Annotated in this window: 22 protein-coding genes; 12 read left to right on the top strand and 10 right to left on the bottom strand. The window is 71.0% G+C overall.

The genetic code is table 11. From position 1 onward, the window contains the following. Positions 1 to 91 precede the first annotated feature (91 nt). Positions 92 to 298, bottom strand: coding sequence for a hypothetical protein (locus tag ACIRRY_RS29755; protein ID WP_403978341.1), 207 nt, complete (start codon positions 296 to 298; stop codon positions 92 to 94). A gap of 172 nt (positions 299 to 470) precedes the next feature. Here ACIRRY_RS29755 and ACIRRY_RS29750 point away from each other — a divergent pair, with 172 nt between their 5' ends. Beyond that, entirely contained in the window at positions 471 to 2306 is a 1836-nt protein-coding gene (locus ACIRRY_RS29750; protein WP_403978338.1) for a glycoside hydrolase family 15 protein, read from the top strand. A 135-nt stretch (positions 2307 to 2441) separates the two neighbouring features. Further along, entirely contained in the window at positions 2442 to 3929 is a 1488-nt protein-coding gene (locus tag ACIRRY_RS29745; protein ID WP_403978335.1) for an esterase, read from the top strand. Between the two features lie 48 nt (positions 3930 to 3977). Here ACIRRY_RS29745 and ACIRRY_RS29740 read toward each other — a convergent pair whose 3' ends face one another. From ACIRRY_RS29740 to ACIRRY_RS29725, 4 genes are all read right to left on the bottom strand, one after another. Then, entirely contained in the window at positions 3978 to 6698 is a 2721-nt protein-coding gene (locus ACIRRY_RS29740) for a SpoIIE family protein phosphatase (protein ID WP_403978332.1), read from the bottom strand. A gap of 76 nt (positions 6699 to 6774) precedes the next feature. Beyond that, the gene (locus tag ACIRRY_RS29735; RefSeq protein ID WP_403978329.1) at positions 6775 to 9318 is read right to left on the bottom strand and encodes a SpoIIE family protein phosphatase; all 2544 of its coding nucleotides are present in this window, start codon (positions 9316 to 9318) and stop codon (positions 6775 to 6777) included. Between the two features lie 292 nt (positions 9319 to 9610). Next, the gene (locus tag ACIRRY_RS29730; protein WP_403978326.1) at positions 9611 to 9871 is read right to left on the bottom strand and encodes a hypothetical protein; all 261 of its coding nucleotides are present in this window, start codon (positions 9869 to 9871) and stop codon (positions 9611 to 9613) included. A 113-nt stretch (positions 9872 to 9984) separates the two neighbouring features. Beyond that, positions 9985 to 10218 carry a hypothetical protein gene (locus tag ACIRRY_RS29725; protein ID WP_403978323.1) on the bottom strand — a complete coding sequence of 78 codons (234 nt, stop codon included), beginning with the start codon at positions 10216 to 10218 and terminating at the stop codon, positions 9985 to 9987. 133 nt (positions 10219 to 10351) lie between these two features. Here ACIRRY_RS29725 and ACIRRY_RS29720 point away from each other — a divergent pair, with 133 nt between their 5' ends. Continuing rightward, positions 10352 to 11536 (top strand): cytochrome P450, encoded by a 1185-nt coding sequence (locus ACIRRY_RS29720; protein WP_403978320.1) that lies wholly within the window; start codon positions 10352 to 10354, stop codon positions 11534 to 11536. A 49-nt stretch (positions 11537 to 11585) separates the two neighbouring features. On the opposite strand, the gene ACIRRY_RS29715 is transcribed toward ACIRRY_RS29720, so the two are convergent. After that, entirely contained in the window at positions 11586 to 12080 is a 495-nt protein-coding gene (locus ACIRRY_RS29715; protein WP_403978317.1) for a MarR family winged helix-turn-helix transcriptional regulator, read from the bottom strand. A gap of 68 nt (positions 12081 to 12148) precedes the next feature. On the opposite strand from ACIRRY_RS29715, the gene ACIRRY_RS29710 reads away from it, so the two are divergent. Further along, positions 12149 to 13462 (top strand): multidrug effflux MFS transporter, encoded by a 1314-nt coding sequence (locus tag ACIRRY_RS29710; protein ID WP_403978315.1) that lies wholly within the window; start codon positions 12149 to 12151, stop codon positions 13460 to 13462. 208 nt (positions 13463 to 13670) lie between these two features. Here the strand turns inward: ACIRRY_RS29710 and ACIRRY_RS29705 are convergent, their stop codons facing one another. Further along, positions 13671 to 13853, bottom strand: coding sequence for a hypothetical protein (locus ACIRRY_RS29705; protein WP_403978312.1), 183 nt, complete (start codon positions 13851 to 13853; stop codon positions 13671 to 13673). A gap of 360 nt (positions 13854 to 14213) precedes the next feature. On the opposite strand from ACIRRY_RS29705, the gene ACIRRY_RS29700 reads away from it, so the two are divergent. After that, on the top strand, positions 14214 to 14846 hold the full coding sequence (locus ACIRRY_RS29700) for a hypothetical protein (RefSeq protein WP_403978310.1): 633 nt from the start codon (positions 14214 to 14216) through the stop codon (positions 14844 to 14846). Positions 14847 to 14959: 113 nt separating this feature from the next. Next, positions 14960 to 15415 (top strand): tellurite resistance TerB family protein, encoded by a 456-nt coding sequence (locus ACIRRY_RS29695; protein WP_403978307.1) that lies wholly within the window; start codon positions 14960 to 14962, stop codon positions 15413 to 15415. Between the two features lie 132 nt (positions 15416 to 15547). Here ACIRRY_RS29695 and ACIRRY_RS29690 read toward each other — a convergent pair whose 3' ends face one another. Beyond that, complete coding sequence (locus ACIRRY_RS29690; RefSeq protein ID WP_403978304.1) at positions 15548 to 16480, bottom strand: M56 family metallopeptidase; 933 nt, start codon at positions 16478 to 16480, stop codon at positions 15548 to 15550. Positions 16481 to 16486: 6 nt separating this feature from the next. Next, positions 16487 to 16876 carry a BlaI/MecI/CopY family transcriptional regulator gene (locus ACIRRY_RS29685; protein WP_403978301.1) on the bottom strand — a complete coding sequence of 130 codons (390 nt, stop codon included), beginning with the start codon at positions 16874 to 16876 and terminating at the stop codon, positions 16487 to 16489. Positions 16877 to 17044: 168 nt separating this feature from the next. Here ACIRRY_RS29685 and ACIRRY_RS29680 point away from each other — a divergent pair, with 168 nt between their 5' ends. From ACIRRY_RS29680 to mgtA, 4 genes are all read left to right on the top strand, one after another. Continuing rightward, a complete protein-coding gene (locus ACIRRY_RS29680) occupies positions 17045 to 17620 on the top strand; it encodes a TerD family protein (protein WP_403978298.1) in 576 nt (191 codons plus the stop codon). A gap of 84 nt (positions 17621 to 17704) precedes the next feature. Then, entirely contained in the window at positions 17705 to 18286 is a 582-nt protein-coding gene (locus tag ACIRRY_RS29675; RefSeq protein WP_403978296.1) for a TerD family protein, read from the top strand. 207 nt (positions 18287 to 18493) lie between these two features. After that, complete coding sequence (locus ACIRRY_RS29670) at positions 18494 to 18886, top strand: ArsR/SmtB family transcription factor (protein WP_403978293.1); 393 nt, start codon at positions 18494 to 18496, stop codon at positions 18884 to 18886. Beyond that, positions 18879 to 21521, top strand: a complete 2643-nt coding sequence (gene mgtA / locus ACIRRY_RS29665) for a magnesium-translocating P-type ATPase (protein ID WP_403978290.1) — start codon at positions 18879 to 18881, stop codon at positions 21519 to 21521. Before ACIRRY_RS29670 ends, mgtA begins: the two co-directional genes overlap by 8 nt. A 12-nt stretch (positions 21522 to 21533) precedes the next feature. On the opposite strand, the gene ACIRRY_RS29660 is transcribed toward mgtA, so the two are convergent. Continuing rightward, positions 21534 to 22193, bottom strand: a complete 660-nt coding sequence (locus tag ACIRRY_RS29660; RefSeq protein ID WP_403978287.1) for a zinc ribbon domain-containing protein — start codon at positions 22191 to 22193, stop codon at positions 21534 to 21536. A gap of 517 nt (positions 22194 to 22710) precedes the next feature. Here ACIRRY_RS29660 and ACIRRY_RS29655 point away from each other — a divergent pair. Beyond that, positions 22711 to 23160, top strand: a complete 450-nt coding sequence (locus tag ACIRRY_RS29655; RefSeq protein WP_403978284.1) for a hypothetical protein — start codon at positions 22711 to 22713, stop codon at positions 23158 to 23160. Then, on the top strand, positions 23157 to 26543 hold the full coding sequence (locus tag ACIRRY_RS29650; protein WP_403978281.1) for a tetratricopeptide repeat protein: 3387 nt from the start codon (positions 23157 to 23159) through the stop codon (positions 26541 to 26543). Before ACIRRY_RS29655 ends, ACIRRY_RS29650 begins: the two co-directional genes overlap by 4 nt. Positions 26544 to 26668: the final 125 nt, after the last annotated feature.

Below are 26668 nucleotides of genomic sequence, written 5' to 3'. Positions count from 1 at the left end.
TGCTGTCGCGAGGGTGTCCAGGTCTGTCTTCACACACTGACATTGGACGCCCTCGTCCTATGTCCGCAGGCCATCCCTTGGACTCATTCATCTAGGGGAGCAGCTTGTCCAGGGCCGCCGCCCCCTCCGCCGCGATCTTCCGCCGGGCCCACTCCAGATTCTCCGGGGTGACATCGCGGCCGGCCGCCAGGACCACGTCCTCCGGAGCCACCTCGGTACCGGTGCGGGCGTGCAGCAGGGCGTCCGGGGTGGCGCGGTCCTCGGGCGGGACGGACGCGTCGGGCTCTGACGTCGACATGGGGCTCCTCCTCGGGACCGGACGGATCCATCGGCATCGGGCGAGTGCCGTGGGTCCCACTCCCACGATTTCTCGCCCGCCCCCAGTGTGCATCCGGAAGAGTGGCCGACGGAGCACGTGAACCTAAGCTTGGAAGCGGCCCGCGCGGGCCCGAACCAGGAAGGCTGCCGCGATGGTCGAGACCCCGCCCGAACAGGACACCCCCACCGGACCCGGATACCTGCCCATCGCCGAGCACGGACTGATCGGCGATCTGCGCAGCGTGGCCCTGGTGGGGACCAACGGCACGATCGACTGGTACTGCTGTCCGTCCTTCGACGCCCCCAGCGTCTTCGCCGCGATCCTGGACGCGGAGCGCGGCGGCTCCTTCGAGCTCGCCGCCGCCGTTCCCGCCCGCACCAAGCAGTTCTACTTCCCCGACACCAACGTCCTGATCACCCGGTTCTTCACCGAGGACGGCGTCGGCGAGGTCCAGGACTTCATGCCGGTGACCAGCGAGACGGACGAATCCGCCCGCCACCGCCTCATCCGCCGCGTGCTGTGCGTGCGCGGCTCGGTGCCGTTCCGGACGAAGGTCGCCCCGAGGTTCGACTACGGAGCCGGCGCGCACACCGCGCGGATGGTCGGGGACGTGGCCCTCTTCGAGTCCGCCGAGAAGTCCCTCGCGCTGACCGCCACCGTCCCGCTGGAGTGCGACGGCACCGATGTGTGGGCCGACTTCAAGCTCGACGAGGGCGAGTCCGAGGTGTTCGCCCTCGACCAGGTCGACGGCGAGGTGACCTCCCGCCCCTGCGCACGCCAGGAGGCCGAGGACGAGTTCGCCTCGACGGTCGCCTACTGGCGGCGCTGGCTCTCGCAGTCCCGTTACCGGGGCCGCTGGCGCGAGATGGTCCACCGCTCCGCCCTCACCCTCAAACTGCTGACCTACGCCCCCACCGGCGCTATCGTCGCCGCCCCCACCACCAGCCTCCCCGAACAGCTCGGCGGCGAGCGCAACTGGGACTACCGCTACGTCTGGATCCGCGACGCCGCGTTCTGCGTCTACGCGATGCTGCGTCTCGGTTTCACCAGTGAGGCGAAGGGGTTCATGGAGTTCGTGTCCCGCTACATCAGCCCCGGCGACGGCAACCCCTCCGGCCCGCTCCAGATCATGTACGGCATCGACGGCCGCACCGAACTCACCGAACACGAACTCCCGCACCTGGAGGGCCACCAGAAATCCGCCCCGGTCCGGGTCGGCAACGCCGCCTCCGACCAGCTCCAACTCGACATCTACGGCGCCCTGATCGACTCCATCTACCTCTACGACAAGTGGGCCGAGCCCATCTCCAGCGCCCAGTGGGACGACGTGTGCGCCCTGGTCGACTGGGTCTGCGAGAACTGGGACCAGCCGGACGAGGGCGTCTGGGAGACCCGGGGCGGCCGTAAGAACTTCCTCTACTCGCGCCTGATGTGCTGGGTCGCGATCGAGCGCGCGATCCGCCTCGCCAACCGCCGCGGGCTGCCCGCCAACCTGCCGTACTGGGGCGGCTGCCGTGACACCATCTACCGCCGCATCATGGACCGCGGCTGGTCGGCCAAACGCAAGGCCTTCGTCCAGTACGAGGGCAGCGACGTCCTCGACGCCGCGCTGCTGATGATGCCGCTGACGAAGTTCATCGCGCCCACCGACCCCAAGTGGCTCTCCACCCTGGACGCGTTGACCGAGGAACTGGTCTCCGACTCGCTCGTCTACCGCTACAACCCGCAGGCCAGCCCCGACGGACTGCGCGGCGACGAGGGCACGTTCTCGATCTGCTCCTTCTGGTACGTCGAGGCCATGGTCCGCGCCGGCCGCGTGGACGAGGCCCGCCTTGCCTTCGAGAAGATGCTCACCTACGCCAACCATCTCGGCCTGTACGCCGAGGAGATCGGCCGCACCGGCGAGCAACAGGGCAACTTCCCCCAGGCGTTCACCCATCTCGCCCTGATCAGCGCCGCGTTCAACCTGGACAAGGCGCTCGGCTGATCCGGCCCCCCTTGTTCAGGTCGCGCAACAAGTGTCACCGAGGTGTCACAGCACACGGCGGCACCACAACCACCGCCGCACGTCTCGTGTCGAACCCCCTGACCGCAACAGATTTGACCCACGGGGGAACACATCATGACGAACGTGTCACGCACGAAGGTCTCCGCCGCCGTCGCGTCCGCGACCTTCCTGCTCCTGGCCGGCGCCGGCATCGTCGCCGCACCGGCCAGCTACGCGGGCGTCCCGGGCGGCACCAGCGCCGTCGACCGCAACAGCGACTTCAACGGCGACGGTTACGACGACGTCCTGATCGGCGCCCCGTCGGGCACCGTCGACGGCAAGGCGGGCGCCGGCTACGTCACCGTCCAGTACGGCGCCCCGAACGGCATCGCCACCAACAACACCGTCCCCAGGGGCCGTACGGCCGTCATCAGCCAGTCCACGCCCGGCGTCCCCGGCACCTCGGAGACCTACGACTCCTTCGGCCAGGCCGTCGCCACCGGCGACCTGGACGGCGACGGCTACGACGACGCGATCATCGGGGCGCCCGGCGAGGACGAGGGCAGCGTCGAGGACGCGGGCCGCGTCACCGTCCTGTACGGCTCCAAGGCGGGCCTCGGAGCCGAGGCCAACGACTCCTTCACCGCGGCCACGCCCACCGCCGGCGCCCGCTTCGGCCAGTCCGTGGCGGCGGCCCGCTTCACCGGGGCGACGGACACCGACGACATGGCCGTACTCGACGACAACGGCGCCCAGTTGTTCACCTACCACACCGGCATCCTGCACTCGCTCGGCACCCTGAACACGACCACCCGCCCCGGCGGCCACCGCATCCAGCCCGCCTACCTCACCACCGGCGACTACGACCGCAACGGCTTCGCCGACCTGGTCATCTCGGGCTACAGCCCCGACGACGACTACCGGCAGGGCTGGTCGGCCGTCTACGTGGGCGGCGAGACCTCCCTGACATACCGTCAGGACCTCAACGGCGGCCTCGGTACCGCCTCCGGCGACATCAACCGCGACGGATACGACGACCTCGTCGTCGGCCAGCTCAGCAGCGCCGACGACGAGGCGGAGGGCGACGCCGGCGGCAAGATCGCTGTCTACTACGGCAGTTCGCAGGGCCCCGCCGGCCCCGCGGACTGGTGGTCGCAGAACTCCCCGGGCGTACCCGGCACTTCGGAGCGCGGCGACGGCTGGGGCAACGACCTCTCCGTCGGCGACGTGAACGGCGACGGCTACGCGGACGTGGCCGTCGGCGCCCCCGGCGAGGACATCGGCACCGTCCAGGACGCGGGCGCCGTATGGCTGTTGCGCGGCTCGCGCACCGGCGTGACCGCGACCGGCGCCCAGTCCTTCGACCAGAACACCGCGAACATCCCCGGCACCGCCGAGGCCGACGACTACTGGGGCACCCAGGTCCGCCTCGCGGACACGGACGCGAACGGCCGCTCCGAACTGGTCGCCTCCGCACCGGGCGAGAACTCCGGTGACGGCTATGTGTGGTTGCTGCCCGCGGGCCCCAACGGCCTGCTCGCCGAGGGCTCTTCGCTGTACAGCGCGGCGGACCTGGGCGGCGCGGCGAAGGGTGCGGGCTTCGGGTCGGCGATCGACGAGTAGGGGGGCGAAGTGCCGGGCCCGGGGCGGGTGTTCACCCCGGGCCCGGACTCACAACGCCTGTTCGGCCCAGATGACCTTGCCCGCCGGGGTGTACCGGGTGCCCCAGCGTTCGGAGAGCTGGGCGACGAGGAACAGGCCCCGGCCGCCCTCGTCCGTCATCGCCGCGTACCGCAGATGCGGCGAGGTGGTGCTGCCGTCGTAGACCTCGCAGATCAGGGTGCGGTCGCGCAACAGGCGGACCCGGACGGGGTCGTTGCCGTAGCGGATCGCGTTGGTGACCAGTTCGCTGAGGATGAGTTCGGTGGTGAACGTCAGCTCGTCCAGGCCCCAGTGGGTGAGTTGGCGGGTGACCGAGGCGCGCATGTCGGAGACGGCCGCCGGGTCGGACGGGACGCGCCATTCGGCGATGCGGTCGGCTCCGAGTGCGCGGGTGCGGGCGACGATCAGGGCGATGTCGTCGCTCGGGCGCACCGACAACTCCGAGTCGAGGACGGCCCGGCAGGTGTCCTCGGGCGAGTCGCCGGAGTCGGTGAGCGCGGTGCGCAGCAGTTCCAGGCCGACGTCGATGTCGCGCTCCCGGTCCTCGACCAGTCCGTCCGTGTAGAGAACCAGCCGGCTGCCCTCGGCCAGCTCCAACTCGGCCGTCTCGAAAGGGAGTCCGCCCAGGCCCAGCGGGGGACCGGCGGGCACCTCGGGGAACTCGACGGTGCCGTCCGGGCGGATCAGCGCCGGTGGCGGATGACCGGCGCGGGCGACGGTGCAGAGCCTGGTCACCGGGTCGTAGATCGCGTACAGACAGGTCGCGCCGGTGACCGGGGCCACGCTGTCCTCGGTCGTCTCGTCCTGGTCGATCCGTCCGACCAACTCGTCCAGCAGGCCGAGGAGTTCGTCCGGCGGCAGATCCAGCGCGGAGAAGTTGTGGACCGCCGTGCGCAGTCGCCCCATCGTGGCCGCCGCGTGCAGACCGTGTCCTACGACATCGCCCACGACCAGCGCGACCCGCGCGCCGGACAACGGCAGCACGTCGAACCAGTCGCCGCCGACCCCGGACTTCGCGGGGAGATAGCGGTAGGCGACGTCGAGGGCGCTCTGCGCGGGCAGCCGGCGGGGCAGCAAGCTGCGTTGGAGGGTCACCGCCATGCCGTGTTCGCGGGTGTAGCGGCGGGAGTTGTCGATGGACACGGCCGCACGGGCGACCAGTTCCTCGGCGAGGGCCAGCTCCTCCACGTCGAAGGGGTCCGGCTTGTCGGAGCGCCAGAAGTTGACCACGCCGAGGATGAGCGCCCCGGTCCGCAGCGGCACGGTGATCAGCGAGTGGATGCCGTACTCGACGACCTGCGCCGTGCGCTCGGGGTCCTGGGTGAGCCAGCCGGGGGCGTCGCTGAGCCGCGGTTCGACGACGGCCTCGCCGCTGTCGAGACTGCGCGCCTGCGGGGAGGACGGCACGAACTGGATCTGCTTGCCGACCGGATACAGGGGCGCGTCGTCCCGGACCCCGCTGCACGCCGTGCGGCGCAACTCGGTTCCGGGCTGCGGTTCCTCGCCGCTCAGGACGGCGTCGTAGAGGTCGACCGTGACGAAGTCCGCGAAGCGGGGGACGGCCAGTTCGGCGAGTTCCTCGGCGGTGCGGGTGACGTCGAGGCTGGTGCCGATGCCCACTCCGGCGTCGTAGAGCATGTTCAGGCGCTCGCGGGCCACCTCGGCGCGGCCGGAGAGGGCGCGCAGTTCGGTGGAGTCGCGGAGCGTGGTGACGCTGCCGGGCGGGCCGCCCTCCAGGTCGGTGGGGCGCTGGTTGACGGCCAGCAGCCGGCCGCCGACACGGTGCACCTCGTCCGTCGCGACCCGCGCGGAGGCCAGCAGGGCCGTCATCTCGGCGTCCAGACCGAGGTCGAGGACCAGACGTCCCTCGGCGTTCTCGGGCAGGTCGAGCAGATGGCGTGCCTCGTCGTTGGCGAGCAGCAGCCGGCCCTCGCCGCCGACGATGATCACGCCTTCCCGTACGGCGTGCAGCACCGCGTCGTGGTGCTCGTACATCCGGGTCATCTCGTGCGGGCCCAGGCCATGGGTCTGGTGCTGCAGACGTCTGCTGACCAGGGCGGTGCCGCCGGTGGCCAGGACGAGGGCCACGCCCGCCGCGATCAGCAGGAGCGGCAGCTGCTGGTCGGCGGTGCCACCGACGTTCGCCTTCGTCACCCCCGCCGACACCAGGCCCACGACCTTGCCGCCGGGGCCCTTGATCGGGACCACGGCCTGCACCAGCGGTCCGATGGTGCCGGTGATCTCCTCGGTGACGACCTGCCCGGCCAGGGCGGGGGCGATGTCCCCGACGAACTTCTTGCCGATGCGGTCCGCCTTGGGGTGGGTGTAGCGGATGCCGTCGGTGTTCATCACGACGATGAAGTCGACCTTGGACGTCTTGCGGGCGGCCTCGGCACTCGGCTGCAGGATCGCCGTGGGGTCCGCGCTGTCCAGGGCCGCGACCGTGCCCGGCGCGTTGGCGAAGGTCTCGGCGACGGCCACCGACCGGTTGCGGGCCTCCTGCGTGCTGTCGTGCCGCACCTGGAGGACCTGCGCCACCACGGCCGACACGACCAGCAGCAGCACGATCACCACTTGCAGCATGAACACCTGCCCGGCGACGCTACGGCCGCCCAGCGGAACCCGCCGGTGTTCGCGCGCCCGACGGACACGGTCGTACGGGCGCTTCGCACGCAGACCGTCGTGGCGGTGGGGCGACCGGGCCTCGGGCCGACCCGTCAGGCGGACCATAGGCCCATGTCTACACTGCCCGACCTCAGGAGGCGAGGGGCGTCACGCCCGGTGACAGGCCGGGGCCGAACCGGGATCAAGGGTGCCTGCCGGGCTTGGCGCGCCGGGCCGCGAGCAGCAGCGCGATGTCGTCGGGGCGGTCGGCCGCGTGCCGCGCCGCCGTGGTGAGCCGGTCCGCGACACCGGCGAGCGAACGCCCGCCCGTCCGCGCGGCGGGCCCGCCCGCCTTCGCGAGGGCGACGCGCAGGGCGGCGATGCCGTCGTCGATGTCGACACCGGGCCGCTCCACCAGACCGTCCGTGTAGAGCGCGAGGATCGAGTCGGGCTCCAGATGGAGCTCCGCGACCGGGTACTGGGCGTGCGGGTCCACCCCGAGCACCACGCCTCCGGGTATGTCCCAGACGCGGGTGCGGCCGTCCGGGGTACGGATCAGCGGCGGTGGATGCCCGGCCCGCGCTACCCGGACCAGCCCGCTCGCCGGGTCGAGCCGGATGTAGCAGCAGCTCGCGAACTGGCCGGGGTCGAGGTCGATGAGGAGATGGTTGGTGCCGCTCATCACCTCGTCCGGCGGCCGGTCCCCGAGCGCGAACGCCCTTACCGCGGTGCGGAGTTGACCCATGGTGGCGGCGGCCTGGACGCCATGTCCCTGGACGTCGCCGATGACCAGGGCGAGACCGTCACCGGCCTCCACCACGTCGTACCAGTCGCCGCCCACCTCCATGCCCTGGGTGCCCGGCAGATAGCGCCCGGCGGTCTCCACCTGCGGGTGGGCGGAGAGCCGGCGGGGGAGGAGAGCCTGCTGGAGGCCGCGGGCGAGGGCGGCCTCGGAGTCGTAGCGCTGGGCCTTCTCCATCGCGTGGGCGATCAGTCCGGCGAGGGCGGTGAGCACCGCGCGCTCCTCGGAGCTGAAGCTGCGGGACCGGTCGAAGCCCAGGATGGCCGAGCCGACCGGACGGCCGGACGCGATCAGCGGCAGGAACGCGCGGGCGCCCACCTCCGCGTCCAGGGGTATCCCCGGGTAGGCGTCCGCCAACTGCTGCATGGAGTCGAAGAAGAGCGGGCGCCCGCTGGTGAGGGTCTCCACCCCGGGCAGCCGGGCGTCGAGCCCGACCCCGTCGAACGGGGCGAGGAAACCCTGCGGGAAGCCGGTCTCCCAGGCCAGGTACAGATGCCGTTCCTGCAGCAGATAGATCGCGAGCCGACGGCCGCCGAACGCGGGCAGCAGCTCCTTCATGACGACCGCGGACACCTGGCGTGCGGTGACCGCCTCCGTCAGCGCGATGGCGAGCACGATCGGCCGGTACAGCGGGGCCAATGAGGTGACGCCGTTGCCTGCGGCGCCTTCCCCTTCGGGATGCACGGGCACCAGCGGCAGCGGCGGACCCGACACCCGGGTCGACGGGGCGACCGTGCAGGTCAGACCGTCCTGACCGGGATGGACGGCCATCGCGAGCCACTCGTTCTCGTACGGCTTTGGCGGCTGTTCCTGCCCCTCCGGCCGCCGGACGTGGAACTGCACCGGCCCCAGCGACAGCAGGGCGCCGCGCAACTGGTCCTCGCAGCCGATCTGGTTCAGCCAGGGCACGCCCTCCCACAGCGGGCGGCCCAGCAGCTCCTCGCGCGGCCGGCCCAGGAGCCGGGCGGCGCGTGGATTGGCGTAGGTGACGAGCCCCAGCCGGTCGAGGCAGAAGACACCGTCCGGGAGCAGGTCGGCCGCGCTGTCGCCGTTCGACGCGGGACCCGGGTCGACGACGACACCGCTGACCGGGTACCCCCCGTTCGGCGGGAGCGGTCCCGTCGCGGGCGTCCACAGGTCCAGCAGCCGGACCGTGCCGTCCGCCGCCCGCACCCGCAGGGGGAGCGGCGGCGGCTTCCCGGCGGCCGTGGCCCGCAGCGCCGCCATGACCTGGTACGTGTCGCCCGGCGCCACGACGTCCGCGAGCGCCTGCGCGGTGCCGGCGAACTCCGCGGGCTCCACCCCCAGCAGGGCGTGCAGCGCGCTGTCCCCGGTCACGAGGGCGGTCCCCGGATCCCAGGAGAACCGTGCCATCCGGCGCTCGGGGCGGTGCGTGGCCGCCGCCTGGACGCACACGGCCTCGCCGTCCCAGGCGACGTACGGGCCGTCCTCGTCCTTGTGCTCGTCCTCCAGCTCCGCCAGCGCCCGGCCCAGCTCTTCGGCCAGCCGGGTCATCCGGTCGACACCGGACAGCACCTCGGTGGTGTCCGCGGCGGAGGGCCGCAGCACGGTCAGCACGCCGTACGTCGTCGATCCGCCGATGACGGGGACGTACAGGGACCCGAACTGGAAGGGGAGGCTGGCCGCGAACTGGGGGTAGCGGCGCATGGTCTCGGTGGCGTTCGGCAGGACCACGTGGACGCCGAGCCGGTAGGCGTCGGCGACGGGGAACTTGCTGTCGGCGTGCAGTCGCCCCCAGGGGCGGAACAGCGGTCCGGGCAGCCCGGCCAGTACGGCGAGCCGCAGCAGTCCGGGCGTGCTCGACCGCAGGTAGACGCCCCCGGAGTGGCCGCCGGTCGCGTCGATCGCCTCCGTCGAGGCGTCGATGAGCAGCTCGGCGAGCCGTCCGGGCGTCCCCTTCTCGCGCTCGGCACTCCCAGTCATTGGGGCTCTACCTCGTCCCTGTGGCGCCGGGTGGGTGACACAGCAAGAATGCGCCAGGACGCGGCCCGGGTCACCTGGGCGGACGGGATGGGCTGGAGAGGCACGGGTATCGCCGGTCCGTCGGGGTCTGATGAAGTGATCAAGAGTGACTCAAGGGTCGGTGTCGGGTATGGGGTGTCGGCTGTCGGGAGTCGGACGCTGGGTGCGGTGCGGTGCGGTGCCATCGACTGTGTCGTCGGCTGATGACGAAGGCCCCTCGGCGCGGGGCGGGTGCCGAGGGGCTTGTCGTGGGTCAGGCGACGAGGGAGCGCGGACGGGGGCGGACGCCGGGTCTGCCGATGCCGTGCGGGAGGGTCCTGTTCGCGTGCGATGCGTGCGGTACCTGCGGTGGTACGTCGAGGCCGGCGGTCCCCACGCGGTCGGGGCGCCCGTGGCCGGTCGTCCGGAGCCCGGCGGACCCGTAGGTCGTCGTCGCCGGGTCTCCGTCGTACGTCGTCCGGCCGGTGCGCTCGTGCACGGCGAGCGTCCTCCCGGCGGACTGGGGTGTGGCCATGGGGCTGAGCCCTTTCGGAACGACGCGATCAGCAGGCGGGCAGGACAAGGGAGTTGAGGCCCGACCCGCGTCAGCGATCGGTCCCCGACCCATGGCGTTCAGGATGGCGCAAACTACGCCTCGCGCGGGGCGAATTCGATCTGTTGCCCGCGCCGGTAACAACCGGCCGGCCGCCGACTCGCCGACCACACACCGCGGACCAGCGCCCACAGCAGCGGCGCGGCCACCACCGGAGCACCGAACGGCATCGTCAGACCGGCCCCGATATTGACGCCGAGCACCCCGGCCGTCAACACCCGCCAGCCCACCCGGCGGCATCTCCGGCACGAAAGCTGCCGTGACTTCATCGCCCCCTCGTCGGCACCGACCTCGCTCGCCCAGCCCCCGGACGGGAACCGTACCGACCCCGCCCGCCCCACCCCCGGCGCGATTGTTAGCCTCGGTCATGGCCAGTTTCCCCCTGCCCCGTCATGAGTCGCGATGAGTACGGTCGCCACCGCCTCCTTCCCGCTCGGTGCCGGGACCACGCTCGCCGAGCTCGCGCACGACCCGCACGCACGACTGGCGCGGCTCCGTGAGAGCGAACCCGTGTCCTGGCTGCCCGAGTTGGACGGCTGGCTGGTCACCCGGCGGGACCTCGCGCTGAGCGTGATGCGGGACGCGGGGACCTTCACCGTGGACGATCCGCGCTTCTCCACCGCCCAGGTCGTCGGCCCGAGCATGCTGTCCCTCGACGGGGAACGGCACGCCCGCCACCGCGAGCCCTTCACCGCGCCGTTCCGGCCGCGGGAAGTACGGGACGGCTTCGCCTCGTTCATCGAGCGCGAGACCGACCGGCTCGTCACCGCGCTGCGACCGGCGGGCGCCGGCGAACTGCGACGCGCCTTCGCCGGCCCGCTCGCGGTCGCCGTGGTGACCGAGGCCCTCGGCCTGACCGGCACCACCCCGGACACGGTCCTCACCTGGTACGACGCGATCGTACGGTCGGTCTCGGACATCACGGCCGGCCACGAGGCGGGAGCCGCCGGCACCCAGGCCTACGCGGAACTGCGCGCCTCCGTCGAAGCCACCGTCGCCGACCGGGGCGGAGCCTCACTCCTCGTTTCCGCCGCCGGACAACTCACCGTGCCCGAAGTGGCCTCCAACGCCGCCGTGTTGATGTTCGGCGGTATCGAGACCACCGAGGCGATGATCCTCAACGCGCTGCTGCACCTGCTCCGGCACCCCGACCAACTCGCCCTGGTCCAGGCCGACATGGGCCTGCTGGACGGCGCGATCGAGGAATCGCTGCGCCTCGAACCCGGTGCCGCCGTCGTGGACCGTTACGCCACGAGGGACACCGTCCTCGGCCCGGCCACGATCCGCGAGGGCGACCTGGTCTCCGTCTCCCTCACCGGCGCCAACCGTGACCCGGCCGTCTTCGCGGACCCCGACCGCTTCGACGTCCGCCGCGAGAACGCCCGCCTCCAACTCGCCTTCGCCCACGGCCCGCACTACTGCCTCGCCGCACACCTCGCCCGACTGGAGACCCGCATCGCCCTCCAGCAGCTCCTCGACCGGCTGCCGGCTCTGCGCCTCGATCCGGCCCACCCGACCGCCCCGCAGGGCCTGGTCTTCCGCAAGCCGCCGACGCTGCATGTGCTGTGGGACGCCAACACGGTCTGACGCGCGGGATTGTGATGAGTCGTCAGGAACCCGACAGTCCGGGAACCCGTCAGTCACGGCCCACTTGGCGCTCCATGACCTCCACCAGCCGCCCCAGCGCACTCAGCACCTGATCCCGGTCCTCGCCCAACCCCGACAACAGCTGTACCTCGGCGGAGAGTTGACGGGGGAACAGGTCGTCGACGGCCTTGGCCCCGGCCGCCGTGATGGTCACCAGCGCGGCCCGTCGGTCGGCCGGGTTCGGGGTGCGGGCGATGAAGCCGCGCTTCTCCAGCTTGCCCAGGGCCTTGCTGACACCCGCACGGGACAGGCCGAGCCATTCGGCGAGCCGACGGGCGATCACCGGCTCGGTGGCATGCCGCAGGGGGATCAGCATGTCGACCTCGGGCGCGGTGAGCGCGGCGCCCGCGTAGAGGGGCTCGACCGCCCGGTTCAGGAGCCCGGTGGCGTGCTTGAGCAGGCCGATCACCTCCATGGGAGAGGTGTCGAGGCCGGGGTTGTGCTGGGTCCACTGTGCGCGGACGTCGGCGGGGGAGGGCGACATGCGGCTCGTCTTCTCACTTTCCTGCGGTGACATTGTTAGCTGGTGAACCATCAGTTACCGTTGCGGTCATGGTATCGCCGTCCCCCTCCAGTTCCGCCGCCGCGGAGGCCACCGCGCAGACCGCCACGCAGGCCACCGCACCGACCGGCTCCACCAACCCCACCGACCCCCCGCGACGTACGGCCGTGGCCCTGGTCGCCGTCCTCGCCGCGCTGACAGCGGTCGCCCCGCTCGCGACCGACATGTATGTCCCAGGGTTCCCCGCGATGGGGGACACGCTCGGGGCGAGCACCTCGGCCGTACAGTTGACGATGACCGCTTTCCTGGCCGGACTCGTCGTCGGCCAGTTGGTGATCGGCCCGCTCAGTGACAGCCTCGGCCGCCGCGGCCTGCTGATGTCAGGAACGGCCGCGTTCACGGTCTTCTCCGTCGCCTGCGCCCTCGCTCCGAACATCGGCGTGCTCACCGGCGCCCGGTTCCTCCAGGGCCTGGCGGGCGCGGCCGGCATGGTGCTGGCCCGCGCCGTGCTGACCGACCGCTTCCAAGGGGCCGAACTGCCCCGCTACTTCGCGGTGCTCTCCCAGATCATTGGTGTCGCGCCGGTCGCCGCACCGGTGCTCGGCGGGGCGATCCTCGCCGTGTCGACATGGCGCGCGGTGTTCGTCGTACTGACCGTCATGGGCGGCCTGTTGCTGCTCGGCGTGGTCCGCAAGGTCCCGGAGACGCTGCCGCCGGAGCGCCGACATGCCGGCGGGATCACGAACACGTTCCGCGCGATGGGGGCCCTGCTCGGCCGCCGTACGTTCATGGGGTACGTCCTTGTCCTCGCGTTCATCTCGGCGGCGCTGTTCGCCTACATCAGCGGCTCCAGCTTCGTCTTCGAGAACCTGCACGGCGTGTCGGCCACGACGTACTCCCTCATCTTCGCGAGCAACGCCGTCGCCATGCTGATCGCCGGCGCGGCCTTCTCCCAACTCGCCGGACGGGTACGGCTGAAGAGCCTCCTCGTGGCGGCCGTCGTCGTCGCCGGGGTCGGCGCGCTGGCCCAGGTGCTGCTGGTGCTGACGGTGGGGGAGACCCTCGCCGGCACGTGGATCACCCTGTTCGTCACGGCCGGTGGCATCGGCATGGTCTTCCCGTCGACCTTGAGCATCGGCCAGGCCCTCGGCCGCAATGCCCCCGGCGCGGCCTCCGCCCTCCTCGGCGGCCTCCAGTTCCTGTTCGGCGCGCTCGCGGCGCCGTCGGTGGGGGTGTTCGGGGAGGACAGTTCCCTGCCGATGGCCGTGATCATGCTGATCTCCGTGGCGGCGGCGGGAGTTGCGCTGGTGGGGTTGGCCAGGCCCTGGGAGGGGCGAGGGGAGCCGACGGCGACGGCGTCGTAACCTGACGACCTGTCCGGAGTTCCGGCGAGTTCCTTCGATCTCCCGGGATTTTCCGCGCAGATGTGCACTGGATGTGGGCTGGGTGCGGTGCGGGTGGTGCGCAAGGATGGCCGGCGGTCTCACCGCCGTTCCTTGCAGCCCGCGCGTGACCGGCCCGGTGCGGGAACCAACACGGTTTCCGCACCGGGCCGGTCTTTGACGAGCTTTGTTACTTGTCTCCTTCTGAGCCCCCGGCTTTCTTGGACTTCCCGGTCTTCGCCGTCTTCGGCCGTTTCCCGTCCTGCCGCAGCGCGCGAATCCCATCGCGCATGTTGGTGAGGTCAAGCAGGACCAGCAGAGATTTTCCGGCGGTTTTCAGCCCGCGAAAGACGAGCGTAGGGAGGTCTTCCATGCCTCCTTCGGAGAATCCGTCAGCTGTGTCAGGTGCACTGGCCGCTGCCCCGATGTCCGGTGTACCGACGGCACACACCCTGCCGGGACGAGTACGTGAGCGCCCGGTCGTAGTCGCGCGTGTAACTGTAATTCCGGAACATTGAGCGCCCGTTGATATAGAAGGTTTGGTGACATCCGCGAGCGGGACGCTGGCCCAGGAGTCGGTCTCACCGCGCCCGCACGTGATTCGCCAAGCCGGGCGACGCCGATCCTTTGACAGTTGCGCAAGCCAGGAACCATTACACTCGCCACCCCGGACCGCTCCCGCGGTCGCGGTCGGCTCCCGCCGCCGCAGGTTCTCATTCAACGGGGGAGATCGATGCCTGATCCAGGACTTTCCGGGCTGGACGTCGGTGTCGCTTTCGAGCGGCTCCTGTGCCGGGCGCTGGATTCCGGGCGGGTCAGGGAGGCGCTGGGCCGGTCCTGCGGGACGCTCGACCGCGAGTGTTTGCGTTCGCGCGCGATCCGGGCGCGCGCCGCGATCGCCGAGGCGGCCGCGGCCGAGTACCGCGAGTACGTGGAAGCCGGCGGTCGGCAGGACGCTCGTGGTGACACGGGTTCCCCGGCCGGGACCGGGCGGCGGGGCGGCGGCCGGCTGATGGCCGCGCTCGTCTTCGTGGCCGTCGTCGCGGTCGCGCTGTTGGCGCTCGGTTTCGGGCTGCGTGCCTTTGTCGGGCGGCCCTACGTCGGCGACGGTGTGATGACGGCGGGGCTGATCGTCGGCGCGGTGGCCGCGGGGGCGATCGTGGGGGACCTCGCCTGGTCGTGGAAGGCGCCGGCCCGCGACCGCTCGGACACGGACCGCGTGGTGTCCCGCGAGGGCGCGGCCGAGGGCGGCTGGATACACGAGGAGTGGGAACTGGCCCTGCTGGAGTGGGGATTGGTGCCGTTCCTGCTCGACTGCATCGAAGAGCCGGGGCTGCTCGAACAGGACGGCCGTCCCCTGCGCTGACTCATAGCGGTGTGGACCGCTTGCCCGCCCTGCTATCTTCTACAACGCTGTAGATATAGGAATGGACGGCTGTCCGGTACACCTCGGGCGGCCCCGGAGCATTCGGAGTCGGCATGGCCCTGTGGGACCGCGTCAAGGAGTCGGCATCGACGATGCAGACCCAACTCGTGGCGAAGAAGAACGACTTGAAGAGCGGCGCGTTCCGGGACGCGAGCATGGCGATGTGTGCGCTCGTCGCTGCCGCCGACGGGAAGATCGACCCGTCCGAGCGGCAGCGGGTCGCGCAACTCATCTTCGGCAACGAGGTGTTGCAGAACTTCCCGGCCGACGACCTCCAGCGCCGCTTCGACGACAACCTCAACAAGCTGACCGCCGATTTCGACTTCGGCAAGGTGGGTGTGTTGCAGGAGATCGCCAAGGCGAAGAAGAAGCCGGCCGAGGCGCGTGCCGTGATCCAGATCGGCATCGTCATCGGCGGCGCCGACGGCGACTTCGACGCCACCGAGCGGGCCGTGGTCCGCGACGCCTGCTTCGCGCTGGGGCTGCCGCCGCACGAGTTCGACCTGTAGTCGGCCACGGCGGGTCGGTCCGGGCCCGCTTCTGAATGAACGGCGTTGTGGCCGACGGGAGTTGTCACCTGTCGGCCACAACTGCGCCCGTTGCCGTCCGGTTCGGCGGACCCCGGTGGGGGACGCGACCTTCTACAGCGGCGTGGCGGCGTGCAGGAGAAGCAGGAGGGTCACGGCCGAGTTCGCCGAGAACATCGCCGACAGGACGGCACCGGCCCCGGCGCTCCAGAGCGCCAGGCCGACGGCGGTGAACAGCGGCGGCCAGGCGCGGGCCGGAGGCGCCGGTGCCAGCAGCGCCGCGACCCGGCGCGGCAGCGGGCCCGGCGCGGCGAGGGCTGGGAGTGTCGGGGCCGGCGTGCCGCGCGAGACCAGGGCCGCCTTGCCGATCGCCCGGGCGACGGCCTTGCGGCTGCCGACAAAGTGGGCGGCCTCCTCGTCGGCCCATCGCTCCGTGACGTAGGAGACGGCTGTGCGCAGTGGCCGTAGGAACGGGTTGGCCTGGGCGGCCAGTTGGGTGATCAGCAGGTGGCGGTGGTGCCGGGCGGTGAGGTGGGCCCGCTCGTGGGCGAACAGGGCTCGGCGCTCCTGGGCGGTCAGGCAGGTGAGCATGGCGGTGGACACGACGATCCGGTCGCGCGGCCCGGCGGGCAGGGCATAGGCGTACGGCTCGGTGTCGGGGAGGACGGCGACCGAGGTGTCGCGCAGGCCGGCGAGGGCCGCGTGGGCCTGCCGCCGTACCCGGCAGTGGCGCCACAGGGTCCGGCCGCATCCCGCAACCACCGCGAGCAGTACGGGAATTGCGGCTTTCCCCACGATCTCGTCCTGGGGCACGCTCTCTCGCACCTCGGGGTCCGACCAGCCGTCCGGCAGCGGGTTGCCGGGCAGCTGGGCGGTGCCGACCACCATCAGCAGGCCCAGGCACAGCGTGCTGCACACGGCCATGACGGCGGCCACGACGCTCAACAGGGTCGTGGCCGTGCGCGGGTGGAGGTGCTGGGTGGCGAGGCGGGCGATCGGCCAGGCCGTCAAGGGCAGTACGAGCGGCAGGAAGACGAAGACACCCATGGCGCGTCAGCCCGCCGACTCGTCCGTCGCCCGGTCCAGCAGGTCACGCAGGAGTTGTTCGTCGTCCTTCGGGAGGGCGGTGAGGAAGCTGGCCAGTACCGCTCCGCGGTCCCGCTCACGGTCGAGCACCTTGTGCATCTTCAGCGCGGCGAGTCCCGCCTCGTCCGCGGCGGGCGACCAGAGGAACGAGCGGCCCTCCCGCCTGCGGGTCACGGCCTTCTTCTCCAGCAACCGGATCAGCACGGTCATCACCGTCGTGTAGGCGAGATCGGCGTCCAGCCGCTCCTGCACCCAGGCCGCGGTCACCGGCGCGTCGGCGGTGTGCAGGACGGTGAGCACCTGCGTCTCCAGCTCGCCCTGTGCCCGACGCGGGGGGCGCGGATCCGGCTTCGCCACGTTCCGTTCTCCTCCTGCCGCAGTGGGATCGCGATCGTCACATCGTATAGACGCGGCGCGGTTCGGCCGCGCCGCGCTGCCCTCCCGGTGACTTCTACAGTGTTGTAGATTCTGGTTCGGGGTCCGTACCGCGGACCCGGATTATCGGCATGCGTGGAGGGACGGATCATGGGTGTTTCCCTGTCCAAGGGCGGCAATGTATCGCTGAGCAAGGAGGCGCCGGGCCTTACGGCGGTGCTGGTCGGTCTGGGGTGGGACGTGCGCACCACGACCGGCGCGGACTTCGACCTCGACGCCTCGGCGCTGCTTCTCGACGCGTCGGGCAAGGTCGGCTCCGACCAGCACTTCGTGTTCTACAACAACCTCAAGAGCCCGGACGGTTCGGTGGAGCACACCGGCGACAACCTCACCGGTGAGGGCGAGGGCGACGACGAGTCCATCAAGGTGAACCTCGCCGGCGTACCGGCCGAGGTCGACAAGATTATCTTCCCTGTCTCGATCCACGACGCCGAGTCCCGCGGGCAGAGCTTCGGCCAGGTCCGTAACGCCTTCATCCGTGTCGTCAACCAGGACGGTGGCGCCGAACTCGCCCGCTACGACCTGTCCGAGGACGCGTCGACCGAGACCGCCATGGTCTTCGGCGAGCTCTACCGCAACGGCGCCGAGTGGAAGTTCCGTGCCGTCGGCCAGGGGTACGCCTCGGGGCTGGCGGGGATCGCCGCCGACTTCGGGGTCGGCGTCTGAGGAACCCGCACACGACCACTCCCCGAACTACCCACCCGTAGATCACCGGTCGAACCGCCGAGGCGGCAGAAAGAGAGATCGCGCATGTCCGTCAACCTGGGCAAGGGCCAGCAGATCAGTCTGAGCAAGTCCGACGGCAGTGCCCTGACGTCCGTACGGATGGGGCTGGGCTGGCAGGCCGCGCCCCGCAAGGGATTCCTGGCCAAGCTGACCGGTTCCCGCGAGATCGACCTGGACGCCTCGGCCGTGCTCTTCGCCGGGCGTGAGCCCGCCGACGTCGTCTTCTTCCAGCATCTGACGAGCGACGACGGCTCCGTCCGCCACACCGGGGACAACCTGACCGGGGGCGCCGGTGTCGGCGACGACGAGACGATCCTGGTGGACCTCGCCCGCGTCCCCGTCCACATCGACCAGATCGTCTTCACGGTCAACTCGTTCACCGGGCAGACCTTCGCCGAGGTGCAGAACGCCTTCTGCCGGCTGATCGACGAGATCACCGGACAGGAGCTGGCGCGCTACACGCTCAGCGGCGGCGGCACCCACACCGCGCAGATCATGGCGAAGCTCTACCGGGACGGCGGTGGCTGGCGGTTGAAGGCGATCGGTGAACCCGCGGCCGGACGGACGTTCCAGGACCTGCTGCCCGCCGTGGCCGCGCATCTGTGACGGAGATGCCGCGCCTGGGGCACCCGCTCGCCCACCTACGGCCGTAAGGACTGGCGGCGATCGCTCCCTTCGGATTCTTCGTGCTCGCGACGGCGGCTCCCCTGCGCAGGCCGTTCCGCCCGGGCGCCGGGGCGGGCGTCACCGGACACCTAGACTGAAGCGGCGCGAGTGCGGCGCGTGACGATCAGGGCGGGACGGGAGAGGGCTGTGGCAGCGGACATCGGTGGCTTCGAGGATCCGTCCGCCGAGGTGCTGGCGGAGGCGGCTGCCGCTTTCGGACTGCTGGCGTCGGCCGCGCGGCTGCACCTCATGTGGGCGCTGGCACAGGGCGAATGCGATGTCACCCATCTCGCGGACCGGGTGGGCGGAGCCCTGCCCGCGGTCAGTCAGCATCTGGCGAAGCTGAAACTCGCGGGCCTGGTCCGCTCCCGCCGGGAGGGCCGTCGGCAGATCTACTACGTCGACGACTCCGACGTGGTGACCGTGGTGCGGTCGATGATCGGGCAGCTGGCGGCCCGAGCCGGCGACACCTCCGCATCGGCATCGGCATCGGTGTCCGTACCCGCATCCGTGCGCGCGCTGCGCCGGACCGGTGGCTGACACCACCGCGGCCTCGGAACCGGACGCCGCGCCACCCGATCCCGGGCCGCCCGTACCGAGCGACCCGGGGCCGGGCCCGGTAGCGCCGACCGTGCTGCAGACACTGCGGCGGCTGGACAGCGGGCCGCGCGGTCTGACGGAGGCGGCGGCCGAGGAGCGGCAGGCCCGCTTCGGACCGAACACCCTGCCGGGCCACCGGGGTGCCTCCTGGGCGAGAGTGCTGCTGCGCAGCCTGCGCGATCCGTTCACCGTCGTACTCCTGTGTCTGGGGCTGGTGTCGGCGGTCGTCGCCTCCTGGGGCACCGCCTGCGTGATCCTGCTGCTGGTCGCGGTGAGCTGCGTGCTGCGCACCTCGGGGGAGTACCGGGCCGACCGTTCGACGGCCGCGCTGCGCGAACTGGTCGCCACCACGGCGACCGTCCTGCGCCGCGCGGAGGAGGCCGCGCCGCCGGACGCCCGGGAGATTCCCGTGGACGAGCTGGTGCCCGGCGACGTGATCCGGCTCGGCCCGGGCGACCTGGTCCCGGCCGACGTACGGCTGCTGCGCACGCAGGGCTTCGCCGTGCACCAGGCCGTGCTCACGGGTGAGTCGGCGCCGGTCGCGAAGGACGCCGCCGACGCGGCGGTCGACCGGACGTCCTTCGACCGGCCCCAACTCTGCTTCCAGGGCACGAGCGTGACGTCCGGCAGTGCCACCGCGGTCGTCGTGGCGACGGGAGCGCGGACGCGGTTCGCCGCTGCCCATGCGCACCCGGCGGCCCGGCGCGGGGCGAGCGCCTTCGACCGTACGGTGCACGGCATCTCCTGGATCCTCATCCGTTTCATGCTGCTGACCCCGCCGCTGGTCCTGATGGCCAACGCGGCCCTGCGCGACCGCGGCCTGGAGACCCTGCCGTTCGCCGTCGCGGTGGCCGTCGGGCTGACCCCGGAGATGCTGCCGGTCATCGTCACGACCTGCCTGGCGCGCGGCGCCTCTTTGCTGGCCCGCACCCACGGGGTGATCGTCAAGCGGCTGCCCGCGCTGCACGACCTGGGCGCGGTCGACGTGCTGTGCCTGGACAAGACGGGCACCCTCACCCAGGACCGGCCGGTCCTGGACCACGCCCTCGGCCCGGACGGGCGGCCCGATCTCGAGGTGCTGCGCTGGGCCGCGGTGAACGCGTGGTGGACCCTCCAGCTCGCCGATCTGCCCACCCCGGACGTCCTCGACGAAGCGGTCCTGGACGCCGTCGACGAGGACGACCTCCTGGCCTACGACGGCCTGACCGCCCTCCCCTTCGATCCGGTCCGGCGCCTCGCTACCGCGGTCGTCCGTACGCCGGGCCGGCTCGGCACCCACACCCTGGTGGTCAAGGGCGCCGCCGAGGCCGTACTGGACCGCTGCGCACCGGAGCGGACGGAACGGGAACGGCTGCTCGCCCTCGCCGCCGAGCTGGCGGACGACGGTCTGCGGGTGCTGGCGGTCGCCGTCGCCGAACGGCCCGCCCGCGTCCGTGACTACTCCCCGGCCGACGAACGCGGCCTGTCCTTCCGGGGTTTCGTCACTTTCGAGGACGCCCTGGCCCCCACCGCCGCCGACGCCTTGAAGGTCCTCGCCGACCGGGGCGTCACCGTCAAGATCCTCACTGGCGACCACCCCGGCACGGCCGCCCGCGTCTGCCGCGACCTGGGCATCGCCGCCCCCTCCGACGCCGTGCTCACCGCCGACCAGGTCGACCGGCTCGACGACACCGAACTCGCCACGGCAGCCGCCCGCACCACCGTGTTCGCCCGCTGCGCCCCCGAGCACAAGGCCCGGATCGCCGCCGCCCTGCGCGCGAGCGGCCACACCGTCGGCTACCTCGGCGACGGCGTCAACGACCTGCCCGCCCTGCGCACCGCCGACGTCGGCATCGCCCCGCGCGACGCCGTGGCCGTCGCCCGGGAGAGGGCCGACGTGGTCCTCGCCGAGAAGGACCTCACCGCGATCGGCCACAGCATCGCGGCCGGACGGCACGCGGGCGGCAACATCACCACGTATCTGCGCATCACGCTCTCCTCGAACCTCGGCAACGTCATCGCCATGCTCGCCGCCGGCCTCCTCCTGCCCTTCCTGCCGATGCTCCCGGCGCAGGTACTCGCGCAGAACCTGTGCTTCGACGCCGCCCAACTCGCCTTCGCCCACGACCGGCCGCACCCGTCGGTGCTGCGCCGCCCGACCGTGCTGCGCCCCCGCGACCTGCTGCGCTTCATCACCGGCTTCGGCATCCTCAACGCCGTCGCCGACCTGGCCACCTTCGGTGTGCTCGCGCTCGCCCTGCACGGGCCCGACGGCCTGGACGACGCGGCGGTGTTCCACTCCGGCTGGTTCACCGAGAACCTCGTCACACAGGCCCTGGTGATGCTGCTGCTGCGCTCCGGCCGACGCACGGCAGAGGGCCGCGGGCCGGGGCCGATCGGCTGGGCGGCGGCAGCGCTGACCGCCGTCGGGCTGCTGCTGCCGGTCTCCCCGCTCGGTTCGCTCCTCGGCCTCACGCCACTGCCGGCCCTCTACTACCTGCTGCTGGCCGCGGTTCTCGTCCTCTACGCGGCCGGTCTGATGGCGGTCAGGGCGCGGCACGAACGGCGGTTGACCGACCCCCGGCCGATGCCGTGAGCGCCGGCCGCGCTACCGCCGCGTTCCGCACCCAGGACAGAACGCGGCGCCGTCCGGCACCACGGCGGAACAGGACGCGCACGCGGTGGACTGGGCCAGGTGATAGCCGCAGCCGGAGCAGAAGGCGGCCCCGTGGGTCTCCGTCCGGCACTGCGGGCACACCAACTGCCGGGGTGTGGTGGGGTCATAGGTCTGCCCGGCCTGCTGTCCCGCGCTGTACGCCCGCTGGGACGCCATGTCGTTGAGGCCGCGCTGCTGGGCCGCCATGGCCTCGGCCGCGGTGTCCGGCGCGCAGCGCAGACACAGTCCCTGCGCCGCGTTCCAGCAGCGTCCGCAGACGTAGTCGGTGCAGCGGGCGCAGCGGTTGAAGTGCCCCTCCGCGTTGTCGATCGCCTGCTGGAAGGCGTGGTCGCGGGCCTGTCCCCAGCCGGCTCCCGCGAGCCCGTCGGCCGCGGACGAGACGCCCCGGCCCGCGCTGCCCAGCAGACTCCAGGCCACGTCGACGCCCTTGCCGAGCCAGGTGGCGGCCCGTTCACCGACGTACGCCTCGAACGGCGAACGCCAGGTGTCGTAGCAGCGGGCGCACGAGAACTCGAACTGGAAACCGGCCCCCGTCCCGTTGCGTACGCACAGGTCACGGTAGTTGTTGCTGAAGTAGATCTCGCCGCTCATGTGGTCCCCCCACAGTTCAGGCCGTCGGCACACTGCCGTATGACGCGAGCGGCAGAGTACTGGTTCTCGTCAAATTCCCGGTGATGGGAGGACATCTGCCCAGTGGAAGGGCTTGCGGTACGTGCGGGTTCCGGATGTGCGCGTCGTCCCGAGAGAAGGCGGGACACGGATCTGGCCTGCCTCCGCACCGTCGCGCCTCGACTTCTGTGCTCACCCGCCGGGGTGAGCACCAGTGCCCCCGGATCCCCAAGAGGACGAGTTGCTGCCCACGCTCTGGTGCAGCATCGACTGGTCGGTGTTCGTGGAACGACGGGCTGTCCTGAACGAAGGGTCCGCTGGATCTGGTCGGTGGAATTCGGGTTCGGCGAGCGGCATTTGGCGTTACCACGCGTAGTGGTGGCATCGCCGGCTGTTGGCGAAAGCCGGATGTGATCACGCGGCCCTCGGCAGACTGGCAGCACAACAAGGCGGGTATGCCCCTATACGGGTGTATGGGGTGGCATCGGAGGGGGGACGCGTGCTGGAGACTGCGTTGACGGCACTGGCCATGTCGGGAGCCACAACGATCGTGGCGGCGATGGCCACCGACGCGTGGCAAGGTACCCGAGCGTGTGCCCTTCGGCTGTTCCGGAATGCCGGTGCCACCGAGGAACAGCAGGCGGCTCTGCTCGCCCAACTCGACGCGGACGCAGACCTCGTGGACAGCGAGCGGGACGACGACCCGGGGGCCGTACGGGCGAACCTGGCGCCGTCGTGGAACCGGCGGCTGGTGGCGTTGCTGCGCGAACAGCCCGAAGCCGCCTTGTTCTTGCGGGAGTTGGTGGAGTCCGCAGCGACGGCCGGCGGCGGGGGCCGGGTGCAGAACGTCACGGTCAAGGACCGCGGACGGGCCTACGCGGCCCAGGACGGCAACGTCATCATTCACTACGGCGGTACAGGGGTGGAGGAGAGCGAGAGCTCCACGTGACCGGGTCGGCATACCCAGTTGGTGAGTCGGCCGCGGGTCACCAGAACATCGTCGTGGAGAGCGGCTTCGGGTACGGCGTGATCGGCGCCGATCTGCATGTCTTCCAGGACCGTGGGCCGGTCTATCTGCTGACTGTGCATGGCGACCATCCCGTCGTCACGCCCGGCCAGTTGCGTGGTCAGCCCAGTCGGCTGCTCACCGCCGGCTATCGGATCGTCACGTTCACCGGCCGCGACGAAGAACAGCGGGCCCTGACCGCCTGGCGTGACGACTCCCGGCCCGGGCTCGCCGTGAAGTGGCTGTACGGGCCTGGGGGTCAGGGAAAGACGCGCCTGGCGGACGAGTTCGCCGAACAGAGCGCCGCCGCGGGCTGGAAAGTGGTCCATGCCCACCACACTGCGGGGTCGGTGCATCCTCCGCTGGACAGTCAGGATCTGCGGCTGCGCCACAACCGGGGCCTTCTCGTCCTGATCGACTACGCGGACCGCTGGCCGCACTCCCATCTCGCATGGTTTTTCAGCAACGCGCTCCTTCACCAGGACGTTCCGACCCGGGTGCTGTTACTGGCCCGTTCCTTGCAACCCTGGGCCGCCGTCCGTGCGGCCCTGGAGTCTCCCCAGGTATTGCTCCGGGGGGCTCGGGCCGATGTTCACACCTCGGAGCTGCCGCTGCCTGCTCTGTCCACCAAGACAGAACTCGCCGAACGGCAACGGATGTTCGCCGTCGCCCGGGACTGCTTCGCGTTCCACTACGGCATTGCGCCGGACAAGCGTCACGCCATCGTTTCCCCGCAGACGCTCGGGGAGCGGGACTTCGGTCTCATCCTCGCCCTGCACATGGCCGCCCTGGTCGCTGTGGACACTCACAGCGAGAGGGAGAGGGCGAGGGAGAGCGGCAACGAAAGAGGCAACGACACGCCACCGCCACCGCAAGGCCTGGCGAACCTCTCGGCGTACCTGCTGCGACGGGAACGACTCCATTGGACCGGCTTGTGGGCGAACCATCTTGAGGGCCTGGACTTCCGCACACCTCCCAGCCTCATGGCCCGTACCGTCTTCGGGGCCGCACTGACCGGGCCCGTCGCCCGCGCCGAGGGCAAGGCGATCGTACGAGCACTGGACCTCGAAGGGCACCCCGACCGCATCCTTGACGACCACGCCGTCTGCTATCCCCCTGCCGCCGCGGCGAAGACCGTTCTCGAACCGCTCTACCCGGACCGGCTGTGCGAGGACTTTCTCGCGCTCATGCTTCCCGGCCACCACGTGACCGACTTCGCGTCCGACACCTGGGCGGACGACGCTGTGCACTGTCTCCTCGGCCGCCGCAGCGACGGCTCGCCGCCCGCTCATCTGCCGCGAGCGCTGACCTTCCTCTCTTCCGCGGCCGCACCGGACCGCTGGCCCCATGTCGCCCACTGCCTCACGGACACCCTCGTTGCCGACCCACAACTTGCCGTCGACGCAGGCGGAGCCGCCCTGAGCGGTGTCGCCGAAGCCTGCGAAGCGCCGGTGCTCTCGGCCGTCGAGTCGGTGATGCCCGAGCGGCGTACGGATCTCGACATCGCCATGGCGGCGATCGTCCATCGCCTGACCGACCTGCGCATCGCCGAAAACCCGGACCCGCTGACCAAAGCCCATCTGCTCGCCATGCGTGGCTACCGCAAGCTCAATGCGGGCGATTACGCGGCAGGCGTGGCCGCTTACAGGGAATGCGCCACAATCCGACGAGACCTCGCGCTGACCGACAGCGCGGTAATGCCCGACCTCGCGAGGGCACTCAACAACCTGGGCAACGGCCTGGCGGATCTCGGACGTCACGAAGAGGCGCTGTCGGCCTACGAGGAAGCCGTGGAGATCAGGCGCCCGCTCGTGCCCAGCGACCCGGGAGAGAACTGGCTGCTCCTCGCCACGGAACTGATGAATCTCGGGAACATGAGGTCGAAGTTGGGCCTGCACCAACAGGGTTACGACGCGGTCAGGGAGGCCGTCGGCATCCGCAGGACTCTCGCGGACTTCAACTCCGAACTCTTCGGCGACGATCTGGCCGTGCCGCTCACCAGCCTTGGGGAGGCCCTCCTTCAGAACGGGCGTCCGGAGGAAGCCCTGCAAGCGCATCTCGAAGCGGTCGCGATCCATCGTGAGCGCGCGACGGCCGATCCTGGTCGCTGCGAGCCTGATTTGTCCACCGCGCTCGTCAATCTCGGTGTCCTGCAACTGGAGTTGGGCCTGAACGAAGAGGCACGCCGGACCACGGCGGAATCCATCGGGATACAGCGCAGGCTGGTCGACGCCAACCCGGCCGTATTCGAAGCAGGCCTCGCCGGTGCGCTGGGCAACCTCCGCCTTGTACTGGTGGACCTGGGGCTGATGCGGGAGGCGCACGAAGCCTCCGAGGAGGCCGCGGAGATCTACCGGCGGCTGGCCGACGGGGCACCCGAAATCTTCGAACCGCTGCTGGCCGGAGCTTTGATCAACCTGGCCTTTCACCTGCATCACGCCGGGCAGCCGCAGTACTTCCTTCGTGTTTCCGAGGAAGCCATGGCGCTCTACGAGAAAATAAGGGCCAGGAGCAAATCCTTCCCCGCTTCCGAATACGCGACCGGTCTCCTCAACCTCAGCACGGCACTGTCAGAAGCAGGTGAGCAGCACCGGGCGGTGGAGCTGGCTGCGGAGGCGGTCCGTGTGCGCCGGGAACTGGCCCAGGACTTTCCCGGTGCCGAGACCGAGGCGGAACTCGCCGACGCGCTGAGGGGTTATGGCACACAGCTGGGCAGGATCGGGCGGGGCGGACAAGCCTTGGGGGCCTACGAGGAAGCTGTCACCATCTACCACCGTGCGACCGGGCCGCAAGCACAGACACCGAACCACGAGGCCGGCCGCGCCGCCCTGCTGCGCACCTATGGCCTACGGCTGTCCATCGAGGGCCGCCAACGCGAGGCGTACGCCGTCACCTCTGACGCCGTCAGCGGCTACCGGCGGATCGAGCAGACCCGGCCGGGACTTGTCACCAGCGAACTCGCCCTGAGTTTAAGGCAGTTGAGCGCTCTTCTCCTGTGGCCCATGGATGGATCGCTGACGTCGGTGCCGCAGTCGACGCGGGCCCGGATTCGACAGGGGCTCGAAGCCTCGGCCGAAGCCGTCGAGATCCAGCGCGGACTCGCCGAGGCCCACCCCGGCAGGTTCGAGCCCGATCTCGCGATGGAACTGATGGCCTTCGCCCGGCTGCGCATGGCCGGTCGGGTCAAGCGGAAGCGGGTGGAAGCGCTGCGTGCCTCGTCGGAGGCGATCGAGATCCTGCGGAGGCTGGCGCGTACCGACCCTTCTGCCTACCAGGACCAGCTGACGGAGGCAGTCGCCACCCACGAAACCTGGAGCAACGGATAACCTCCGCGTCCCGCGCGCCCAGCAGAATCGGCGGTCTTCGTGACGTACCGAGATGCCGCCCGTCATCCCGTGACCGTTCCGCGATCGGTCGGAGGGAACGCGCACGCGATGTGTACGGGGGAAGC

It is taken from the genome of Streptomyces sp. NPDC101776, assembly GCF_044766845.1.
Lineage (GTDB): Bacteria > Actinomycetota > Actinomycetes > Streptomycetales > Streptomycetaceae > Streptomyces.
This window is presented reverse-complemented; position numbering and strand designations above follow the sequence as displayed.

Excerpts from the sequence above, each read along its gene's own strand:
- ACIRRY_RS29675 (WP_403978296.1), top strand. The coding sequence starts at position 17,705 with ATGTCCGTCAACCTGGGCAAGGGCCAGCAGATCAGTCTGAGCAAGTCC.
- ACIRRY_RS29690 (WP_403978304.1), bottom strand. The coding sequence starts at position 16,480 with ATGGGTGTCTTCGTCTTCCTGCCGCTCGTACTGCCCTTGACGGCCTGG.
- ACIRRY_RS29725 (WP_403978323.1), bottom strand. The coding sequence starts at position 10,218 with ATGAAGTCACGGCAGCTTTCGTGCCGGAGATGCCGCCGGGTGGGCTGG.
- ACIRRY_RS29660 (WP_403978287.1), bottom strand. The coding sequence starts at position 22,193 with ATGAGCGGCGAGATCTACTTCAGCAACAACTACCGTGACCTGTGCGTA.
- ACIRRY_RS29755 (WP_403978341.1), bottom strand. The coding sequence starts at position 298 with ATGTCGACGTCAGAGCCCGACGCGTCCGTCCCGCCCGAGGACCGCGCC.
- ACIRRY_RS29735 (WP_403978329.1), bottom strand. The coding sequence starts at position 9,318 with ATGACTGGGAGTGCCGAGCGCGAGAAGGGGACGCCCGGACGGCTCGCC.
- ACIRRY_RS29710 (WP_403978315.1), top strand. The coding sequence starts at position 12,149 with ATGGTATCGCCGTCCCCCTCCAGTTCCGCCGCCGCGGAGGCCACCGCG.
- ACIRRY_RS29750 (WP_403978338.1), top strand. The coding sequence starts at position 471 with ATGGTCGAGACCCCGCCCGAACAGGACACCCCCACCGGACCCGGATAC.
- ACIRRY_RS29745 (WP_403978335.1), top strand. The coding sequence starts at position 2,442 with ATGACGAACGTGTCACGCACGAAGGTCTCCGCCGCCGTCGCGTCCGCG.
- ACIRRY_RS29715 (WP_403978317.1), bottom strand. The coding sequence starts at position 12,080 with ATGTCGCCCTCCCCCGCCGACGTCCGCGCACAGTGGACCCAGCACAAC.
- ACIRRY_RS29730 (WP_403978326.1), bottom strand. The coding sequence starts at position 9,871 with ATGGCCACACCCCAGTCCGCCGGGAGGACGCTCGCCGTGCACGAGCGC.
- ACIRRY_RS29695 (WP_403978307.1), top strand. The coding sequence starts at position 14,960 with ATGGCCCTGTGGGACCGCGTCAAGGAGTCGGCATCGACGATGCAGACC.
- ACIRRY_RS29705 (WP_403978312.1), bottom strand. The coding sequence starts at position 13,853 with ATGGAAGACCTCCCTACGCTCGTCTTTCGCGGGCTGAAAACCGCCGGA.
- ACIRRY_RS29680 (WP_403978298.1), top strand. The coding sequence starts at position 17,045 with ATGGGTGTTTCCCTGTCCAAGGGCGGCAATGTATCGCTGAGCAAGGAG.
- ACIRRY_RS29700 (WP_403978310.1), top strand. The coding sequence starts at position 14,214 with ATGCCTGATCCAGGACTTTCCGGGCTGGACGTCGGTGTCGCTTTCGAG.
- ACIRRY_RS29740 (WP_403978332.1), bottom strand. The coding sequence starts at position 6,698 with ATGGTCCGCCTGACGGGTCGGCCCGAGGCCCGGTCGCCCCACCGCCAC.
- ACIRRY_RS29720 (WP_403978320.1), top strand. The coding sequence starts at position 10,352 with ATGAGTACGGTCGCCACCGCCTCCTTCCCGCTCGGTGCCGGGACCACG.